Raw genomic sequence first — 20,307 nt, 5'->3', positions numbered from 1 at the left:
GTTTTCATTTTATGTATATACCGACAAACCTTTTATTTTTCTTACATTTAATACTACAAAGGTTACTATTTCTACAAGTAACTAAAGTCGGCGTTTCTAGGGCGCATAGGCTTTAAGGCCCTATAGAGGATGAATGTATGGGGTTCTAAACCTATTGAAAAATTAAAAGTGATAGCATTGATTATGGAAGATTTTATCACTTGGTAAAAGTATGGTCAAGTAAATTATCATTGTACTGGAGTCATTGTCACATTTAAGAATAAAAAAGCTCCGAATTGGAAGTCGAGGCGGCTTAAATGTTTTACTCGCAGAGTAATGAATTGGTTTGCGTTCGTGAAGCCTTAAGAGTAAAAAAGAAAGCGACATTAGATTAAACCAATGCCGCTTTAAATGTTTTCACAACGGAATAATCCTTATTGTGAATTGCTTTCAGTACTGTAAATGTAAAAAAAAGATTATTAATGGCATTACGCTTTTCTGTAAGGTAATGAGCACGGTTATTTTTAAATTTAAAAAAACTCTATATAAATGAAACGAATATTAGGTTTGGATTTGGGAACCAACAGTATTGGGTGGAGCTTAATACAACACAATTTCGAAAAAAAAGAAGGGCAGATTAATGACTTAGGCGTTCGTATTATACCTATGAGCGCTGACATTTTAGGGAAATTTGATGCAGGCCAATCACATTCTCAGACAGCAGAGAGAACGGCTTACCGTGGTATAAGACGTTTATACCAACGTGATAATTTACGTAGAGAACGTTTGCATCGCGTATTGAATATACTTGATTTTTTACCACAGCATTATGCCGAACATATCGATTTTGAAAAACGATTAGGCCAATTTAAGGAAGGCAAAGAAATAAAACTCAACTATAAACCTAAAGCACATGGTAAATACGAGTTTATTTTTCAATCCTCTTTTAATGAGATGGTTGCCGAATTTAAAAAAGACCAACCTGAGTTGTTTTATGTAAAACCCAACGGAAAAGAAACTAAAATACCTTATGACTGGACACTCTATTATTTACGTAAAAAAGCGCTTTCACAGCCATTAACCAAACACGAGTTGGCTTGGATTATTCTAAATTTTAATCAAAAACGCGGGTATTATCAATTACGTGGAGAAGAACTAGATGATGAAAAAGACAAACAATTTGTAGAGCTGAAGGTTAAGGAAGTTATTGACTCTGGCGAAGCCGTGAAAGGAAAACCACTATTTGATGTGATTTTTGAAAACGGTTGGAAATACGATAAACAAATAGTTAAAACCGAAGATTGGATAGATAGAACAAAAGAATTTATAGTAACTACAAAAACACTCAAAAATGGAGATATAAAAAGAACCTATAAAGCAGTTGATTCCGAAAAAGATTGGGCCGCCATAAAGGCAAAAACCGAACAGGATATCGAGCGTTCAGACAAAACAGTAGGCGAATTTATTTATGAAACTTTACTTGAAAACCCAACCCAGAAAATAAGAGGTAAACTTGTAAAAACCATCGAACGGAAGTTCTACAAAGAGGAATTAAAAAAAATATTAGCCAAACAAATTGAGCTACAATCCGATCTTTTTTCTGCCGAGTTATACAAAGCTTGTATAGAAGAATTATACCCTAGAAATGAAGCCCACAAAAATGCCATAATAAACCGGGACTTTCTCTATTTATTGATGGATGATATTATTTTTTATCAGCGTCCACTTAAAAGTCAAAAATCTAATATTTCCGGTTGTCAGCTAGAGCAGCGTATTTATTTTAAAACAAATAAAGACACAGGCAATAAAGAGGAAGTTAAGCAAGCTGTAAAAGCTATTCCAAAATCCCATCCTTTATTTCAAGAGTTTAGAAATTGGCAGTGGTTACAAAACTTAAAAATCTATAATAAAGTAGCTACGGATAAAGGTGAGCTGACTGATGAAACTAAAAAGTTATTACCAAACGAAGAAGATTGGGTGAAATTGTTTGACTTTTTACAGAGCAAAAAGGAATTAGAACAAAGTCAGTTCATAAAATATTTCATTGACAAAAAACTAATCAATAAAACTGAAAAAGATCATTACAGATGGAATTATGTTGAAGATAAAAAATACCCTTTTGCAGAAACCCGGGCACAATTTATTTCGCGCCTTACCAAAGTTGAAGGTATTGATGACGTCAACACATTTTTAGATTCAAAAACAAAACTCGGCAATAAAGATAACAGTCCTTTTGTAACTATAATCGAGCAATTGTGGCATATTATCTATTCGGTTTCAGATATCAAGGAATACAAATCTGCTTTAGAAAAATTTGCAAGTAAGCATCATATAGACAAATTGTCTTTTGTAGATAATTTTATCAAATTCCCCCCTTTTAAAAGTGATTATGGTAGCTACTCTAAAAAAGCGTTAAACAAGTTATTGCCTTTAATGCGTAGGGGTAAGTATTGGAACGAAAATGATATTTCAGAGCAAGTAAAAAAGCGTGTTTCTGAAATTATGGAAAGGGTAAATGCGCTAAACTTAAAAGAGGATTACAACACTAAAGAATTATCTGAAGCTATAGCAAATGTTAGTGATGATGACGTAAAAAAGCAACTAATAAAAAGTTTTGTGCCGTTTAAAGATAAAAATCCTTTAACCGGCTTAAATACTTATCAAGCTACGTATTTGGTTTATGGTAGGCACTCAGAGATTGGTGATATCCAAAATTGGAAAACTCCAGAAGATATAGACACTTATCTTAAAAACTTTAAACAGCACTCGCTTCGCAATCCTATTGTAGAGCAAGTAGTTACAGAAACATTACGGGTGGTACGTGACATTTGGAAACACCACGGAGAAAGCCAACCTGAATTTTTCAATGAAATTCATGTAGAGCTAGGTCGTGAAATGAAAAACCCAGCGGATAAGCGAAAAAGAATTTCAGATAGAAACACCGAAAACGAAAATACCAATCATCGTATTAGAGAAGTTTTAAAAGATTTGATGAACGATGTTTCTATACAGGGTGATGTGAGGGATTATTCGCCTAGTCAACAAGATTTATTAAAAATCTATGAAGAAGGCGTTTACCAAAATCCAAAGGTGGATTATTCAAGAGTTAGCGAAGATGAAATCACTAAAATTAGACGCAATAACAGCCCAACACAAAAGGAAATTCAGCGTTATCGCTTATGGCTAGAGCAAGGCTACATTTCTCCTTACACAGGCAAACCTATACCGTTGTCAAAACTGTTTACGCACGAATATCAAATAGAACATATTATACCGCAGTCTCGCTATTTTGACAACTCAATGAGCAATAAGGTGATTTGTGAAAGTGCCGTAAACGAAGATAAAGACAATAAAACAGCATTTGAATATTTAAAAGAAAAAAGTGGCAGCGTTATTAATGGTCATAAGTTATTAGTTCTTTCAGAATACGAAGCCCATGTTAACCAATACTTCAAAAACAATCGACAAAAACTTAAAAACCTATTGAGTGAAGATATCCCAGAAGGTTTCATCAATAGGCAAATGAACGACAGCCGCTACATAAGTAAATTGGTTAAAGGTTTGTTGAGCAACATTGTTCGTGAAGAAGGAGAACAAGAAGCAACATCTAAAAACTTGATTCCCGTAACTGGTTCTGTAACCTCAAAACTTAAAAACGATTGGGGGCTAAACGATAAGTGGAACGAACTCATTTTACCACGGTTTGAGCGTTTAAACCAATTAACACAAACCAATGATTTTACAACAACCAATACCAATGGCAACACCATACCATGTGTACCGGATGAATTGCTAAAAGGCTTTAGCAAAAAACGTATAGACCATCGACATCACGCGTTAGACGCTTTGGTGGTAGCTTGTTGTACGAGAATTCATGGGCACTATTTGAGCGCTTTAAATGCCGAAAATAAAAATTACGGCTTACGTGATAAGTTATTGGTTAAAAACAAAAAAGGTGATTATACCAAAGCATTCCAAATGCCTTGGCAAGGTTTTACAACTGAGGCTAAAGAACAACTAGAAAAAACAGTTATCAGTTTTAAGCAAAACTTGCGGGTTATCAATAAAGCTAACAATAAATTTTGGTCTTACAAAGATGAAAATGGCAACTTGAACCTAGACAAAAACGGCAACCCCGTTAAAAAACTTAGAAAACAAACCAAGGGAGATAATTGGGCAATACGTAAGGCAATGCACAAAGAAACCGTTTCTGGTAAATACCATATTGAAACTCCTAAGGGTAAAATAGCAACTGCTGTAAGAGGGGCTTTGGCAGATATTAAAAACGAAAAACACCTAGCTAAAATAACGGACCCACAAATAAGAGAGGTGATTTTACCTCACCATTTAAAAAACTATATTGACGAAAAAGGAAAAATAAAATTTGATGCTGCTTTTAGCGACGAAGGAATCGAAGATTTGAACAAAAATATTGTCGTTTTAAACAATGGTAAAAATCATCAACCAATACACAAAGTTAAATTTTTTGAAATAGGAAGTAAATTTTCCATATCCGAAAATGAAAATTCAGCAAAGAATATGAAATACGTTGAAGCTGCAAAAGGCACAAACCTATTTTTTGCTGTGTATTGGGATGATAAAAAGCAGAAAAGAAGTTACGAAACAGTACCGTTAAATGAGGTTATTGAACATCAAAAACAAATGGCACATTTACCTAAAAGGGAACGTTTACCAATACAGCCCAACAGTAATAAAGGCACTTTTCTATTTACGTTATCTCCCAACGATTTAGTTTATGTTCCAACCGATGAAGAGTTAACCAACCCAAGTGCAATTGATTTTAACAATTTTAATCAAGAAAAAGCAAATCGAGTGTATAAAATGGTAAGTTGTACAGGAAGTGAATGTCATTTCATTTTTCATACACTAGCATCTTTAGTTAAAAATTATGATTCGAAGTCTAAAAATGGAGAATTAGGCAGTTTAAATAAACAGGAAACAACAATGTATTCGAACGCCATTAGAATTAAAGAAAGATGCATCAAACTCAACATAGACAGACTCGGAAATATATCCAAAGCTTAGTGTTATGATTAAACGTACTCTCTTTTTTGGCAATCCTGCATACCTTAGTTCCAGAAATGAACAATTGGTGGTTAGTTTTCCAGAGGAAGACAATAAAGACGCTACCACCCCCATAGAAGATTTAGGGTTTGTGGTATTGGAAAACCCACAGATTACCATGACCAATGGTTTGTTGATGAAGCTGGTGCAAAATAATACCGCTGTAATAACCTGCGATAAACAGCATTTACCATGTTCTATGTTACAACCTTTAGTGGGGCATAGCGAACAGACTGAGCGTATGCGCCACCAATTAAATGCCAGTTTACCCCTAAAAAAACAATTATGGCAACAAACCGTAATGGCCAAAATAGAAAACCAGGCTCAACATCTTTTGGCACAAGGTAAAAATGCCCTTAAATTAAAAAGATGGGCTAAAGAAGTCAAAAGTGGCGACACTGACAACCATGAAGCCTATGCTGCGGCTTTTTACTTTCAAAACCTATTTGATATAGAAGGTTTTAGCCGTAACCAAAAAGGAATGGCTCCTAATAATCTGTTGAATTACGGTTATGCGATACTTAGGGCCGTAACGGCAAGGGCCTTATGCAGTAGTGGCCTTTTGCCCTCGATAGGTATTTTTCACCGAAATAAGTACAACGCCTTTTGTTTGGCCGATGATATTATGGAACCCTATCGGCCTTTTGTAGATACTTTGGTGTACGATATTGTAGAAACGGGTTGTCAGTTAGAAGAATTGAACCAGAATTTGAAAGCCGAACTATTAAGTATACCGGCCATGGACGTGGTAATAGATGGGAAACAAAGCCCGTTAATGAACGCCATGAGTCGTACCACCAATAGTTTATATGAATGTTTTGAGGGTAGTAGCAGAAAATTGCTGTATCCTACATTCATATGATATAACATGGAAATAGAAAGTGAAATGTAAGAAGATTTGGTTAATACGGACAGTCTCCATTTGAAAATATAGGCATGAGCGACAACCGATTTTCACGCTTAAACCAATACCGAAGCATGTGGGTACTTGTATTTTTTGATTTGCCAACCGAAACCTTGACCGAAAGGAAGTATGCCGCTAAGTTCAGAAAAGATTTGTTGAACGATGGTTTTGCCATGTTCCAGTTCAGCATTTATCTGCGTTTTTGTCCCAGTCGGGAAAATGCAGCGGTTCATATAAAACGAACCAAGAGCGCTTTGCCTAAAAAAGGAAAGGTGGGTATTATGCAGATTACGGACAAGCAGTTTGGAATGATGGAGCTATTTCATGGTCAAAAAGAACAACCGCCCGAACTACCAAGTCAACAATTGGAATTATTTTAGAATATAAAAATAGGTGGTTAGAGCTTGATATTGGTCTAATTGCAGGACTCATTTTTTATTCCTAAGACGGGTCTTAAATAACAGGATACCAGTGTTTTGCAGCTGGTATCCTGTGAATCATCCTTAAAATTAAAGAACTGAAAGCAATTCACAACAGTTGGTATCATTCCAAATTCTTTTATTTCCTGTGAATCATCCTTAAAATTAAAGAACTGAAAGCAATTCACAACCTACTCAATCACACGGGCAGACGGTTTCAACCTGTGAATCATCCTTAAAATTAAAGAACTGAAAGCAATTCACAACAGGGCAGCATACCAACGGCACAAGTTATAGCCTGTGAATCATCCTTAAAATTAAAGAACTGAAAGCAATTCACAACCAGTTCTTATCAAACACCCATCTATCATCTCCTGTGAATCATCCTTAAAATTAAAGAACTGAAAGCAATTCACAACGATTACGTCGATAGCTTCGGTATCTTTCCACCTGTGAATCATCCTTAAAATTAAAGAACTGAAAGCAATTCACAACTGATTATGGCAAAGAAAAAAATACAAACACCTGTGAATCATCCTTAAAATTAAAGAACTGAAAGCAATTCACAACACAGTCCATCACATAGTTAGACCCTTTCTTCCTGTGAATCATCCTTAAAATTAAAGAACTGAAAGCAATTCACAACATTCATTACAAATGTCTATAATCATTAAACCTGTGAATCATCCTTAAAATTAAAGAACTGAAAGCAATTCACAACTAAAGTTATCCTTGAATTTCTGGAAGGAACCTGTGAATCATCCTTAAAATTAAAGAACTGAAAGCAATTCACAACAATGGATGGTGACATTGATAGATAAGGTTTCCTGTGAATCATCCTTAAAATTAAAGAACTGAAAGCAATTCACAACGGGTTCTTGTTTTTGGGTTTTTCCGCAGCTCCTGTGAATCATCCTTAAAATTAAAGAACTGAAAGCAATTCACAACCATATCCTCATGCCTAAAACCTATCGCTGTCCTGTGAATCATCCTTAAAATTAAAGAACTGAAAGCAATTCACAACTTAAACTACCTAGATATACAGGACTTTCTACCTGTGAATCATCCTTAAAATTAAAGAACTGAAAGCAATTCACAACGGAAATGTTGGACGCCGGGTTGATCAACCACCTGTGAATCATCCTTAAAATTAAAGAACTGAAAGCAATTCACAACTTACGGTACTCAATGCCGCTTGGTTCGCGGCCTGTGAATCATCCTTAAAATTAAAGAACTGAAAGCAATTCACAACCCATCTTCCATGCGTACCACGTCATTTAACCTGTGAATCATCCTTAAAATTAAAGAACTGAAAGCAATTCACAACAACCGCTATTTAAGTACGTTGGACAATATCCTGTGAATCATCCTTAAAATTAAAGAACTGAAATCGAAGATTCAACGAATTCCTATAAAAATAAGCGTTAATGAGTTAAAGCAATTCACAACAAAATGTCAAAATACTCTTTTCGGTTACTCCTGTGAATCATCCTTAAAATTAAAGAACTGAAAGCAATTCACAACAATTAAAGTTAGTGCGTAATTTAAAGAAGGCCTGTGAATCATCCTTAAAATTAAAGAACTGAAAGCAATTCACAACTGCTGTTTTCAATTTCCGCAATGGTTTTTTCCTGTGAATCATCCTTAAAATTAAAGAACTGAAAGCAATTCACAACACAGGACTAGTATCATTTGTGTCTATAAAACCTGTGAATCATCCTTAAAATTAAAGAACTGAAAGCAATTCACAACAAACAATAATTAACCGATGGGCTGGTATTCCTGTGAATCATCCTTAAAATTAAAGAACTGAAATCGAAGATTCAACGAATTCCTATAAAAATAAGCGTTAATGAGTTAAAGCAATTCACAACACCTTCAAGGAAACCCAATGTTGCCTTGATCCTGTGAATCATCCTTAAAATTAAAGAACTGAAATCGAAGATTCAACGAATTCCTATAAAAATAAGCGTTAATGAGTTAAAGCAATTCACAACGCCATTGTCGATGATGTGTTGACAGAAATACCTGTGAATCATCCTTAAAATTAAAGAACTGAAATCGAAGATTCAACGAATTCCTATAAAAATAAGCGTTAATGAATTAAAGCAATTCACAACACGGCACATATTCTGATTTATACTACGAGTCATGTGAATCACCCCTAATCCTTCGGGTGTTCGGAATTGAATTTTAAGAACTGGTATTGCATGCTTACTGTGTATATTTTAAAGCGTATGAAATCATTAATAATGCGTAGTGTCGTTAATATGAAATAAGTAGAAAAAGAAAAAATGCCCCACATAATCCTGCAGGGCATTCTTCTATATGATAATTAGGAATTGAAATAGAATGATTTCTTTATTTCCTCTCGAACAAGGCTTCCATCTCTTCCAATGTTTTTCCTTTGGTCTCAGGTATATATTTGTAAACAAATACGATAATGATAACGATAAAGGCCGAGAAAAGGAAATAGGGGAGTGCGTTGTTCCAGGTTCCTCCGTTCATGATAAGGCCGTTTGCCTCACTTTCAACGACCATGGGAAAGGTCTGTGAAACAAAATAGTTGGCCAACCATTGAACGGCGACGGCCACTGCCATTGCTGCACTACGAATTTTGTTAGGGAATATCTCGGATAACAATACCCAGACAATTGGGCCCATAGACATGGCGAACGAACCAATAAAGATAAGGACACCAATTAAACTGATGATTCCTTCAGTTGTCGAAATCGTTGGTAGTCCGGCAGAATTTACATTGGCATAATCACTGAAATACAGGGTAAAGCCCATTAATAAGAACCCGATCAGCATTCCAAAACCACCAATGATCAACAATGGTTTTCTACCTAGTTTATCTACGGTGAACATTGCTATGAAAGTAAAGACCAAGTTAACGGTAGCCAACAGTATCTGTTGTAAAAGAATATCATCTTGCCCAAAGCCCAAGGCTTGTTCAAAAATATCGGCTCCATAATAAAGTACGGCATTGATACCCGTAAATTGTTGTAAGGCAGATAATACGGTGCCTATGATTACGATCGGTAGCATGGTCTTACTAAAGATAGAAGCTTTTTTCTTGGTGCTTTCCGCTATAATCGAATCTTTGATGTCTTTGAATTCCTTGGCTGCGATTTCTTCACCATGAATCCTTGTCAAGATATTTTCGGCCTCTTCCTCTTTTCCATTGATCATTAACCAACGAGGGCTTTTGGGAACAAAGAAAAGGAAAACCAAAAAGATTCCGGCCGGTATCAATTCTGACCAGAACATGTTACGCCACCCAAAGGCTATATTTTCACTTTCACTTAATTTGGCACCAATGAAATAGGTGACCAAGAATACTACGAAGAACCCTATAACCACAGCTAGTTGGTAAAAAGTTACCAAGATTCCCCTATTCTTTGCAGGGGCGATCTCAGCGATGTACATAGGGGCGTTCATAGAGGCAATACCTATCGCGATTCCCCCAATAAGCCTAAAAACGACCAATAAGGTTGTAGATTCCGGTAATATGCTAGGCAATCCCGATCCCCATGCCGATATTATAAATAAAATAGCGGAAATAATAAGGGAGTTCTTACGGCCTATCGCCTTACTTATTATGCCGGCCGTAGCTGCACCTGCCAAGGCGCCCAATAGGGCACTACTAACGATAAAGCCTTTTAATGCTCCGGTAAGCTCAAAATATTTGGAAAAATAAAATTGTGTTCCATTGATAACACCCGTGTCATAACCGAATAACAGTCCACCCAAAGTGATGACAATGGTAATGAAATAAATGTTGATTTTAGTGGTTGGTCTTTTCCCCATGGTATTGATTGGTTTTAGGTTTTGAAATTGCTCTACCAAAGATAACTTTTTGTTAGCTAAGATTCCCTTTTAGGCATTTAATAATTTTAGGGTTCTATTAATTTCAATATCCTTTTTATTGTTGGTTATAATTATCGATTTCGAACAAATTACCGATGTATTAATTACTTCTTATTGTTGTTTAATTTTGTTTGGATGCATCTTTCTTAATTTCAATAACTTAGGGGTAATAACAACTTTACAATACATTTGTGACGGATTGTTTTTGTAATATTCCTGATGATAATCCTCGGCTTTGTGAAAAATAGGGGATGGAAGTATTTCGGTCACAATGGGCTTCCTGAACGTATGAACCATATCCTTAATTAATTCATTGGCCGTTTTTTTCTGGGCGTCATTGTGGTAAAAAATAACAGAGCGGTATTGGGTGCCTTTATCAGCACCTTGTTGGTTCAAGGTTGTTGGGTCATGGCTTGTCATGAATACCGTCATAATATCTTTGTAAGTAATGATATCTGGATCAAAAGTAACTTGAACAACTTCCGCATCACCTGTTAATCCCGAACGAACCTCCCTATAGGTCGGTCTGCCTGGGGCCCTACCTCCGGAATAACCTGAAACTACCTTTTTGACTCCTTTTATTTGACCGTAAATTGCCTCGATACACCAAAAACAACCACCTCCCAAAGTGGCCAATTGTAATTTAGTCTTCATTCTTATCCTCAATGGCTTGTGGGTCTAACTCCATAGATTCGGAATTAACACAGTATCGCAGACCGCTAGGCTCGGGACCATCAGGAAAAACATGTCCTAAATGGGCATCACATGTATTGCACATGACTTCTACACGGATCATTCCAAAGCTACTGTCTTTTTCGTATTTAATGGCATTGTCCTTTACCGGTTGGGTAAAACTTGGCCAACCTGTTCCCGATTCAAATTTTATGGTTGAATCGAATAATGGTGTGCCACAGCATACGCATTTATATTTTCCTGCCTCGTGAATGGAGCATAAGGCACCTGAATGGGGTGCTTCGGTCCCTTTTTTTCTGGTAATCCTGAATTGATCCGGACTTAAGACCTCGCGCCATTCTGCCTCTGATTTCTCTACCCTCCTGTCTGGTTTGGGGTTGCCTTTCACTGTAAAATTGATTACCTCTTTCCAAGTTATCATTTTTGCCTTCTTTTTTAGTGTAGATCAGCTTTGTCCCATTTTCTAGTTCCCATTATATTGGGACCTGTTTAAAGGTTGGTATGGGACTTTACTAATTTAAACTAAATTTGCCAGATGAACTATACTGGAAAAAACAAAACCCTATATACTATTTTAATTGCAGTATGTATCGTTGGATTTTGGTTATTCGATAATTTTTATACACCGGACACCTATTCAACATCGGATGATGATGGGCAGGAAACCGAAATTCCTGCTTATCTGTTGCCTAATTCATCAACTGGTGATATTACGGTTCATGATCATTTTATGTTGTCGTACAACGAACCATTTGAACAGGCAGAATGGGTGGCTTATATGTTGAAAAAGAGCCATTTGACCTATGACGATCGCAAACGGCCTTATTTTATTGAGGATCCTAAGGTAAGGACCAAATCGGCGGATTGGCGTAATTATAAAGGTTCGGGTTATGATCGGGGACATTTATGCCCTGCCGGTGATCGCCGGTTTTCAAAATATGCTTATGATGAAACCTTCTATACCAGTAATATTAGTCCGCAAGACCGTGATTTCAATGCCGGTATTTGGAATCGGCTGGAAATGCAGGTTAGGCGTTGGGCCAAGCGTTATGGTGAGGTTTTTGTCGTAACCGGCGGTGTTTTGGAAGAGGGTCTAGAGGAAATCGGCGAAGAAGATGTAGATGTTCCAAAGTATTATTATAAAATCATAGCCAAAGGGGATAAGGAAGACTTAGAGGTTCTTGCTTTTTTAATGCCCAATCGTGAAAGTTCGGAAGCATTGCAAATGTTCCTTGTTCCTGTAGATAAGGTTGAAAAGGTTACGGGCTTGGATTTTTTTGAAAATCTGCCCGATAAGGTAGAGGCCAAATTGGAAAGCCGTTCTTCAGTGGCCGGATGGAAATTCTAAATCCCTTCCTTCAGTCGGTTAGAATCCAGTTTCAGGAAAATAAAAAGCAAGATGGTAAAAAAGAGCAGACCGGAGCCACCATAACTGAAAAACGGCAAAGGTATACCGATAGTAGGTAAAACTCCGATGACCATACCAATGTTAATGAAATAATGGATCAATAAGATAGAGATGACCCCATACCCGTACATTCTTGAAAATGGGTTCTTTTGTCTTTCGGCCAAATACACCAGCCGTAGAAATAAGGATGTAAATAGGAGTATCACGGTAGCAGTACCCATAAATCCCCATTCCTCACCTACGGTACTGAATATATAGTCAGTATGCTGTTCAGGGACAAAATCACCTTTGGTCCTTGTTCCTTCTAAAAAACCTTTGCCAAAAAAACCGCCGGATTCTATGGCCTTTTCCGACTGGTAGGTGTTATATCCAATGGTCTTTCTTATCTGTTCCAGTTTTTTAGGGTCTTTTTCCAGACGAAGCCATAAACTAAATCGATCTCTATGCCTTTGTTCAAAAACATTGTTGAATACAAAATTGACCGACAGTGAAAACAGTATGGTAACCGTAATAATTCCCAGCAATGGAAATACCGGTACCTTGAATGATTTCTTTTTTAGAAGAAAAAAGAGGACAATGAGCAGGCCCAAAAATATGACGATCCATATGGTACCGAACATCAAGGTCGCAATAAAAACCAAAATGGTCAAAAGCGATATGGTCAGATAATAAAGAGGGAGTCCTTCCCTGAATATAACGAATATTAAAGCAAAGAAAACCAGGGCACTACCAGGGTCGGGTTGTGGAATAATCAAAATCGCGGGCAGCAAAATGATTCCCAGTGCATAAAATTGATCTTTTCGCCTTTTGATGTCCGTTTGTATATCACTTAAATATTTCGCCAACGCCAAAGCGGTGGCGACTTTAGCGAATTCGGAAGGTTGTAAGTTGAAAAACCCGAGATTATACCATGATGTGGCCCCAGCAATGGTTTTTCCGAATACAAAAAGGCCTAGCAATAAAACAATGGCGATTACATACATTAAGCTCGAGAAGCGTTCATAGAAATTGGCCTCAAGTCCCATGATTATAATTATAGCAATGATGCTGGCCCCGAAAAAGAACAATTGCTTACCGTGTAAGGTGGTCAAATTGAAAATTGAAGCATCATTTTCGGTAAAGGTACTAGAATAGATATTTAGCCAACCGATTAATACCAATGCCACATAAATGAGTATGGAAAACCAATCGATACGTTTTACGATACTTTTACCAAACATATTCGTTTATCTTGAACTCTTCTCCACTATATGGTTTTGCGTATTCGTGGTCCAGGGTTTTTTCCAACATCCTTTTTTCTAGGTCTTTTCTTGTAATTTCGCCTTTAATATATTTTTCAATCATCAAAGAAGCTATATGTCCCGCATACCGTGACCCATAATATCCATTCTCAATGTAAACCGCAATTGCGATTTTAGGGTTGTTTACGGGTGCAAAAGCAACGAAGATAGAATGGTCGGTAAGTTGGGTCTTTACGCCATCAATAATCGTATAATTTTCCACTGTACCGGTTTTACCGGCAATTTCAATATCAGGTATTTGCACCCAACGAGCAGTACCTTTATGATAAACATCGGCCATTCCTTGGATCACAGGTTCAAAATATTTACGCTCAATCGTGGTTTGTTTCATTTCGGTGAATTCGGGAATGGTAATATCCTCACCATTTACCTTTTTAAGGATATGGGGCGTAAAGAAATGCCCTCTGTTGGCAATGGCCGCCGTCATATTGGCCAGTTGAATCGGTGTTACGGCAACTTCTCCTTGTCCTATAGAGTTCGATATGATATATGAGGAACTCCATCGGTTGTCCCCATACCATTTGTCGTAATATTCTTTTGAAGGGATACGGCCCGGTCTTCCCGTATGAAGGTCAGAGCCCAAATACCCTCCGAGACCAAAGCTTCGCATGTGTTTTTCCCAGACATCCATGGCCTCATCCGTGGTATCGAATTTGTCGAATATTTTTCTGAAAGTGCCTGCAAAATAGGCATTACAAGACTTGTAAATACCGGAATTCAGATTACGGACCCCGCCCCCACAATGACAACCACGTTTTGTTTTTCCTACGTAAAAACCATGATGGCAGGTAATCTTGGTGTCTGGGGTTATAACACCCTCTTGCAAGGCTATTAAGGCATTTAAGGTTTTAAAAGGTGAACCTGGAGAGGGTTCTGCCAATAGCGCCCGATCCCAAGTAGGGTTTGCTATGGAGTCGTTATAAAGTTTAGTGTAATTCTTGGATCGTTTTCGACCGACCAAAAGGGATGGGTCATAAGTAGGACCGGAAATCATGGACAATATTTCTCCCGTTGCAGGTTCAATGGCTACGATACCTCCACGTTTACCATGCATCAATAATTCCCCATATTCTTGTAAATCCTTGTCTATGGTAATACTGATTTCCTTTCCTTGCTCTGGGGGGGTGTCCAAAGTACCATCTTTATATGGGCCTATGTCCCTGTTGAACCTGTCTTTTTGAATATACTGTACCCCTTTTTTTCCCCTTAAAACGTCTTCATAGGTTTTTTCGACCCCTGTTCTACCTTTGAGTTCTCCTTGAACGTAATAAGGGTTTTGAGCTAGGTCGCGTTCATTTACCTCACTGATATAACCAAGAACATTGGCTGCACTTTTCGTATCATAATAACGCAATGACCTTTTTTGAATGTAGAATCCTTCAAAATGGCGCATTTTTTCCTGAAGTTTGGCGTAGTCTTCTTTAGAAAGTTGTGGAACCAATACAGAAGGCAATCGAGGGGAATATATCCTTGCCCGTTTCAGTTTTTTAATAAAATTATCCTTTTCAAGACCAATTAAATTACAGAATTCCAAGGTGTCCAATGATTTTACCTCCCTTGGTATCACCATTACATCATAAGCCGGGTCATTACCCACCAATAGTTTGCCGTTACGATCATAAATGTAACCCCTTTCAGGATAATCGTAGATGGCTTTGATTGCAGGGTCTTCCAATACTTGATCGGCGGAGAAGCTGAATATCTGCAAATAAGATAACCTGCCGATAAAAACTATTCCGATAATCAGGATTATTGATGATAAAAGAATCTTCTTCATTGAAGATGATTTTTTGATTTAGGAAATCAATCCGTATAAAATTCAACAACTATTCAAACACCTTTCTTTATGGTTTGTCTCAAAAGAGGTCAACCTCAGGAAAAACGTCTTATTCTTTATTCACACTGAACAAAGAACTGAACAATAAACACAAAATTAATGAGGCAGCACCAATAGATAACACTTTTTTCACAATTAATAACAAATTGGCAATACTGAAAATCTCCAATGAGAAGAAAACCGTGTGGTGCACCAATATTAATAACGCCAAAAATGTAAATTGTTGTGCCTTAGTGGTATTACTTAACTTGAAACTTTGAAATTCGTAATTGATACCGAAAACGAATCGCATTATAAACGGTCTTAAATAAGCTATAGTGGTGGTTGCCGCCGTATGTATGGCCATAGTATCGGAAAAAAGGTCGACTGAAATACCTAAAAGAAAACTCAAACCAATGAAGAGTGCCCTGTTTTCTTTTATAGGGTACCAATAAAGGAACATGATATACACCATAGGGTTGATATACCCAAAAAAATTGAGCCTGTTGAAAACCAGTACCTGTACAAGTACGAGTAAAACAAAGCGAACAATATTTATGAAAATTCCCCTACTCATTCTCTGTGGTTTCTTCCAGTTCTAGGATTTCCTTTCTATTAAGATTGTTGATGATGTATACGTTTTTGATATTGGTCATGTCGTTGAATAGGCTAACATCTATACGGTAAAAACTCTTTGAAGTGTCCAAATCGTATTTTTTAATAGTGCCGATAGGAATGTTTTCAGGAAAAATACTGCTCATTGCCCCGGTCACTATGGTATCTCCAATGTGTAAGGGAACCAAACGCGGAATGTCTATCAATTGTACTACGTTGTACGTTTTAGCATCCCAAATCAAAGACCCGAAATGATCGGTATTCTTCAATTTGGCGTTTATATTGGATTTAGTATTTAGGATACTTTGTATAGTCGCAAAATTACGGGAGGTGTTTTCTACGATACCGAGAATGCCTAAATCGGTAATGACACCCATGTCTTGTTTTACACTATCCTTTTCTCCTCGATTTATGGTAATATAGTTCCTGTTCTCTGCATAACTATTTTTGATTACCTGTCCGGTAACAATGGTATATTTGAGATTTGTACTATCTAATTTGATGTTCGGGGAAGTGTCTTGGTTGAATAATTGGGAGCGTAGCCTTTGGTTTTCCTTAAGTAAACGTTCGTTTTCATCATCCAGGTCAAAATAGGTGTTAATGCCATAGAACGTACCATAAATACCCCCGGTTAACCAATTAGAGGAATTAAAGAAGCGTGACTGGTGGTACGAGTGGGACTGAACCGTAAAGGCAAAGGCAATGATCATCAATAGGATATAAAGTAGAAAATTCTTATATCGAATTATAAAATTGATGATCTGCTGCATTCACTTTTTTTGTTTTGGCAAGAAGGTCTGACTACCCCAGTATCTTGCCGTAATTTTTCCTGCTTATAGCAACTTGATTTCTTGAATGTGTTATTTGATCAATATACTCTTGTATCGCTCCAGGTTTTTCAATGCTATTCCCGTACCTCTAACTACTGCACGTAATGGGTCTTCGGCGATATAAACCGGAAGGTCTGTTTTTTGCGAAAGCCTTCGGTCCAAACCACGTAGCATAGAACCACCACCTGCAAGGTAAATTCCGGTATTGTAAATATCGGCAGCCAATTCTGGAGGGGTTTGCGATAGTGTTTCCATTACGGCATCCTCGACCCTTAGGATCGATTTGTCCAGTGCTTTCGCAATTTCCCTATAAGATATCTGTACTTGTTTTGGTTTTCCTGTAAGCAAATCCCGACCTTGAACCGATTTTTCATCGGGGGGTGACTGTAAGTCTTCCGTAGCAGATCCTATATCGATTTTTATGGCTTCAGCAGTACTTTCACCAACATAAAGGTTGTGTTGCGTACGCATGTAATATATAATGTCATTGGTGAATACATCACCTGCGATTTTCACCGATTTGTCACAAACGATACCTCCAAGTGCGATTACGGCGATTTCAGTGGTACCACCACCTATATCAACGATCATGTTTCCTTTGGGTTGCATTATATCCAAGCCAATACCTATGGCCGCGGCCATGGGTTCGTGGATCAGATATACCTCTTTGCCGTTAACCCGCTCTGCGGATTCTTTAACCGCTCGCATTTCTACCTCCGTAATTCCGGAAGGTATGCAGATTACCATTCGTAATGCTGGTGGAAACCATTTCTTCTTTAAAGCCGGAATATTCTTGATGAACATATTGATCATCTTTTCCGAAGCATCGAAATCCGCAATAACCCCATCTTTCAATGGCCTAATGGTCTTTATGTTCTCGTGGGTTTTCCCTTGCATCATGTTGGCTTCCTTGCCAACAGCGATGATCTTGCCCGAAACTCGGTCTCTGGCAACGATTGACGGACTGTCTACAACGACCTTGTCCGCATGAATGATGAGGGTATTTGCCGTACCTAGGTCAATGGCAATTTCCTCGGTTAAGAAGTCAAAAAATCCCATTTTAAGTTATTTGGTTTCGATTAAAAGGTGTATTTCATCGACAAAAGTAATGAAATTAATGCTTAAAATGACGTGTGCCTGTCATAACCATTGCAATATTATTTTCATTACAGTAATCGATGCTCAATTGGTCCTTGATAGAACCTCCTGGCTGTATAACGCTAGTTATGCCACTTTTATGCGCAATCTCTACACAATCGGGGAAAGGGAAGAAAGCGTCACTTGCCATAACCGCCCCATTTAAATCAAAATTGAAAGATTTTGCTTTGTGTATAGCTTGGTTCAGGGCATCTACACGCGAGGTTTGCCCGGTTCCACTGGCGCAAAGTTGTTTGTTCTTTGCAAGTACGATAGTATTCGATTTTGTGTGCTTACATAATTTTGAGGCGAATATAAGATCCTCGATTTCTCGATCTGTAGGCGCGGTTGTTGTTACTTTGGATAAGTCGGACTCCGCATCGGTCTTATGGTCCTTTTCCTGAAGTAAAACACCATTTAAACATGTTCTAACGAGCATATCTGGCATTTCGACCTCATTTTGGATCAGGATAATCCTATTTTTCTTGCCTTTTAATATTTCAAGGGCATCATTGGCATAGCTTGGGGCAATCACAACCTCACAGAATAATTTGTGAATTTCCTCAGCCGTGGCCTTGTCTATTTGTTTGTTACTGATGAGTACTCCTCCAAAGGCTGAAACCGGGTCACCGGCCAATGCGTCAACATAGGCTTGGTGAAGGGTATCCCTCATCGCCAGGCCACAAGCATTATTATGTTTTAAAATAGCGAATGTGGGACCGTCATTTTTAAATTCGTTCATTAGGTTTACCGCCGCATCAACATCCAAAAGGTTATTGTATGATAGCTCTTTACCGTGAAGCTTATTGAACATGGCATCAAAATCACCAAAGAAGAACCCTTTTTGATGTGGGTTTTCGCCATAACGAAGGACTTTCCCCTGGGTCTCGCTGATTTTTAAGGCCGCTATATCATGGCCGGCATTGAAATAGTTGAAAATTGCCGAATCGTAATGCGAGGAAACGTTGAAGGATTTTGTTGCGAAACGTCTTCTTTCCTCTAAGGTCGTAGAGCCATTTCCTTCAGTTATTATTTCCAAAACTTCGGCATAATCCTCCATTGATGAAACACAAAGAACATCCTTGTAGTTTTTGGCTGCCGCGCGGATCAAAGAAATGCCACCAATATCTATTTTTTCAATAATCTCTTGCTCAGAAGCACCACTCGCAACTGTTTTTTCAAAAGGATAAAGGTCAACGATAACAATATCCAATTGAGGAATTTCAAATTCTTCCAATTGGGCAAGGTCACTTTCATTGTCCTGTCTGTTTAAAATTCCACCAAAAACCTTAGGATGTAAGGTTTTTACCCTGCCTCCAAGAATTGAAGGGTAACTGGTAACCTCTTCAACCGGGACAACATCTATGCCCAGATCCTTGATGAATTTTTCGGTACCACCTGTTGAATAAATGGTAATTCCTAGCTCATTGAATTTTTTTACGATGGGTTCAAGTCCGTCTTTGTGAAAAACTGAAATTAAGGCTGATGTTGCTTTTTTGGTACTCATTTTTGTGTGGCTGTAATTAAGTTTCTAAAGCACACAAAAGTAATTTTTTTGAAGCGAACAAATGCCGTAGGTTATCAACAAAACCACTAAAGTTTTAACCAAAATCGTTTCCGGTTGCGGCAAACGCGTGTTTTTCGTGTTTAAAGAGGTCGATTAATGTAAAGCGATTTAATTAAGAGCTAAAAATACACCGGTTGTATGATGCTTTAACCCAATAAATATATTCTTGCCCTTAAAGGTGTTGTTTCAATTCTTTTTACAGGATTTTGGCAACTTGGGCATTAATATATTCCAGAAGTTTTTCATCTTCTTCGGTAAAAGGGTCCGGGGTATTCGAATCGATATCGATTTGACCAATGTTCTCTCCATTTACAAAAAGAGGAACAACGATTTCAGCTTTAACGGTAATGCTACAGGCAATGTAATTGTCCTGGGCCTTGACATCGGGGACCACAAAGTTTTGATTGCTTACGGCAACTTGTCCGCAAATACCCTTACCGAAAGGAATGATGGTGTGGTCGGTGGGGGCGCCGGCATAAGGACCAAGTTTCAGCTCTTCCTTGTCGCCGTTCTTAAAATAGAACCCGACCCAATCGTAATGGGGAACTGAGTCTTTTAGGAGGTTACAGATTCCTTGCATCCGTTCATCAGCAGTAGCCTTTGAATCGGATAGAAGTTCGGTTATCTTTGGTTGTAGGTCTTTGAGCATATCAATTTTTCGGCTAAGATATTAAATCAGG

At 37.7% G+C, this 20,307-nt stretch carries 14 protein-coding genes and 1 CRISPR repeat array; of the genes, 4 read left to right on the top strand and 10 right to left on the bottom strand.

Translation table 11 applies throughout. The features are described 5' to 3' along the window. Nucleotides 1-528 precede the first annotated feature (528 nt). The 3 genes from cas9 (at nt 529) to cas2 (ending at nt 6,348) form a co-directional block, all read left to right on the top strand. Nucleotides 529-5,025 (top strand): type II CRISPR RNA-guided endonuclease Cas9, encoded by a 4,497-nt coding sequence (cas9, locus tag GJ691_RS00890; protein WP_154362825.1) that lies wholly within the window; start codon nt 529-531, stop codon nt 5,023-5,025. 4 nt (nt 5,026-5,029) lie between these two features. Continuing rightward, the gene (gene cas1 / locus GJ691_RS00885) at nt 5,030-5,926 is read left to right on the top strand and encodes a type II CRISPR-associated endonuclease Cas1 (protein WP_154362823.1); all 897 of its coding nucleotides are present in this window, start codon (nt 5,030-5,032) and stop codon (nt 5,924-5,926) included. 74 nt (nt 5,927-6,000) lie between these two features. Next, complete coding sequence (gene cas2, locus GJ691_RS00880; protein WP_154362821.1) at nt 6,001-6,348, top strand: CRISPR-associated endonuclease Cas2; 348 nt, start codon at nt 6,001-6,003, stop codon at nt 6,346-6,348. Nucleotides 6,349-6,457: 109 nt separating this feature from the next. Beyond that, nucleotides 6,458-8,460: a CRISPR direct-repeat array (repeat unit 46 nt; unit sequence CCTGTGAATCATCCTTAAAATTAAAGAACTGAAAGCAATTCACAAC). A gap of 288 nt (nt 8,461-8,748) precedes the next feature. On the opposite strand, the gene GJ691_RS00875 is transcribed toward cas2, so the two are convergent. From GJ691_RS00875 to msrB, 3 genes are all read right to left on the bottom strand, one after another. Next, nucleotides 8,749-10,200 carry a sugar porter family MFS transporter gene (locus GJ691_RS00875; protein ID WP_154362819.1) on the bottom strand — a complete coding sequence of 484 codons (1,452 nt, stop codon included), beginning with the start codon at nt 10,198-10,200 and terminating at the stop codon, nt 8,749-8,751. A gap of 171 nt (nt 10,201-10,371) precedes the next feature. Continuing rightward, nucleotides 10,372-10,914 (bottom strand): peptide-methionine (S)-S-oxide reductase MsrA, encoded by a 543-nt coding sequence (msrA, locus tag GJ691_RS00870; RefSeq protein WP_154362817.1) that lies wholly within the window; start codon nt 10,912-10,914, stop codon nt 10,372-10,374. Then, a complete protein-coding gene (msrB, locus tag GJ691_RS00865; RefSeq protein WP_154362815.1) occupies nt 10,904-11,374 on the bottom strand; it encodes a peptide-methionine (R)-S-oxide reductase MsrB in 471 nt (156 codons plus the stop codon). Before msrB ends, msrA begins: the two co-directional genes overlap by 11 nt. Nucleotides 11,375-11,488: 114 nt before the next feature. Between msrB and GJ691_RS00860 the strand changes: the two genes are divergently transcribed. Then, a complete protein-coding gene (locus tag GJ691_RS00860) occupies nt 11,489-12,301 on the top strand; it encodes a DNA/RNA non-specific endonuclease (RefSeq protein ID WP_154362813.1) in 813 nt (270 codons plus the stop codon). Here GJ691_RS00860 and rodA read toward each other — a convergent pair. The 7 genes from rodA to GJ691_RS00825 form a co-directional block, all read right to left on the bottom strand. Further along, nucleotides 12,298-13,581 carry a rod shape-determining protein RodA gene (gene rodA / locus GJ691_RS00855; RefSeq protein ID WP_154362811.1) on the bottom strand — a complete coding sequence of 428 codons (1,284 nt, stop codon included), beginning with the start codon at nt 13,579-13,581 and terminating at the stop codon, nt 12,298-12,300. The two genes, GJ691_RS00860 and rodA, sit on opposite strands and share 4 nt — an antisense overlap. After that, nucleotides 13,571-15,439: a penicillin-binding protein 2 gene (mrdA, locus tag GJ691_RS00850; RefSeq protein WP_154362809.1), complete on the bottom strand. Its 1,869-nt coding sequence runs from the start codon at nt 15,437-15,439 to the stop codon at nt 13,571-13,573. Before mrdA ends, rodA begins: the two co-directional genes overlap by 11 nt. A gap of 109 nt (nt 15,440-15,548) precedes the next feature. Beyond that, nucleotides 15,549-16,055 carry a rod shape-determining protein MreD gene (locus GJ691_RS00845; protein WP_154362807.1) on the bottom strand — a complete coding sequence of 169 codons (507 nt, stop codon included), beginning with the start codon at nt 16,053-16,055 and terminating at the stop codon, nt 15,549-15,551. Then, entirely contained in the window at nt 16,048-16,863 is an 816-nt protein-coding gene (gene mreC / locus GJ691_RS00840; protein ID WP_154362804.1) for a rod shape-determining protein MreC, read from the bottom strand. The genes GJ691_RS00845 and mreC overlap by 8 nt, the downstream gene beginning before the upstream one ends. A gap of 90 nt (nt 16,864-16,953) precedes the next feature. Next, the gene (locus GJ691_RS00835; protein WP_154362802.1) at nt 16,954-17,982 is read right to left on the bottom strand and encodes a rod shape-determining protein; all 1,029 of its coding nucleotides are present in this window, start codon (nt 17,980-17,982) and stop codon (nt 16,954-16,956) included. A 55-nt stretch (nt 17,983-18,037) separates the two neighbouring features. Then, on the bottom strand, nt 18,038-19,567 hold the full coding sequence (gene purH / locus GJ691_RS00830; protein WP_154362800.1) for a bifunctional phosphoribosylaminoimidazolecarboxamide formyltransferase/IMP cyclohydrolase: 1,530 nt from the start codon (nt 19,565-19,567) through the stop codon (nt 18,038-18,040). 256 nt (nt 19,568-19,823) lie between these two features. After that, on the bottom strand, nt 19,824-20,276 hold the full coding sequence (locus GJ691_RS00825; RefSeq protein WP_154362793.1) for a GAF domain-containing protein: 453 nt from the start codon (nt 20,274-20,276) through the stop codon (nt 19,824-19,826). Nucleotides 20,277-20,307 lie beyond the last annotated feature (31 nt).

The sequence above is a fragment of the Maribacter luteus genome, from assembly GCF_009674825.1.
Classification (GTDB): domain Bacteria; phylum Bacteroidota; class Bacteroidia; order Flavobacteriales; family Flavobacteriaceae; genus Maribacter_A; species Maribacter_A luteus.
This window is presented reverse-complemented; position numbering and strand designations above follow the sequence as displayed.

Bases quoted from the DNA above. Each gene is read 5' to 3' on its own strand.
- GJ691_RS00825 (WP_154362793.1), bottom strand. From the start codon at position 20,276: ATGCTCAAAGACCTACAACCAAAGATAACCGAACTTCTATCCGATTCA.
- cas1 (WP_154362823.1), top strand. From the start codon at position 5,030: ATGATTAAACGTACTCTCTTTTTTGGCAATCCTGCATACCTTAGTTCC.
- msrA (WP_154362817.1), bottom strand. From the start codon at position 10,914: ATGAAGACTAAATTACAATTGGCCACTTTGGGAGGTGGTTGTTTTTGG.
- cas2 (WP_154362821.1), top strand. From the start codon at position 6,001: ATGAGCGACAACCGATTTTCACGCTTAAACCAATACCGAAGCATGTGG.
- GJ691_RS00860 (WP_154362813.1), top strand. From the start codon at position 11,489: ATGAACTATACTGGAAAAAACAAAACCCTATATACTATTTTAATTGCA.
- rodA (WP_154362811.1), bottom strand. From the start codon at position 13,581: ATGTTTGGTAAAAGTATCGTAAAACGTATCGATTGGTTTTCCATACTC.
- GJ691_RS00845 (WP_154362807.1), bottom strand. From the start codon at position 16,055: ATGAGTAGGGGAATTTTCATAAATATTGTTCGCTTTGTTTTACTCGTA.
- cas9 (WP_154362825.1), top strand. From the start codon at position 529: ATGAAACGAATATTAGGTTTGGATTTGGGAACCAACAGTATTGGGTGG.
- purH (WP_154362800.1), bottom strand. From the start codon at position 19,567: ATGAGTACCAAAAAAGCAACATCAGCCTTAATTTCAGTTTTTCACAAA.
- GJ691_RS00875 (WP_154362819.1), bottom strand. From the start codon at position 10,200: ATGGGGAAAAGACCAACCACTAAAATCAACATTTATTTCATTACCATT.
- mreC (WP_154362804.1), bottom strand. From the start codon at position 16,863: ATGCAGCAGATCATCAATTTTATAATTCGATATAAGAATTTTCTACTT.
- mrdA (WP_154362809.1), bottom strand. From the start codon at position 15,439: ATGAAGAAGATTCTTTTATCATCAATAATCCTGATTATCGGAATAGTT.
- GJ691_RS00835 (WP_154362802.1), bottom strand. From the start codon at position 17,982: ATGGGATTTTTTGACTTCTTAACCGAGGAAATTGCCATTGACCTAGGT.
- msrB (WP_154362815.1), bottom strand. From the start codon at position 11,374: ATGATAACTTGGAAAGAGGTAATCAATTTTACAGTGAAAGGCAACCCC.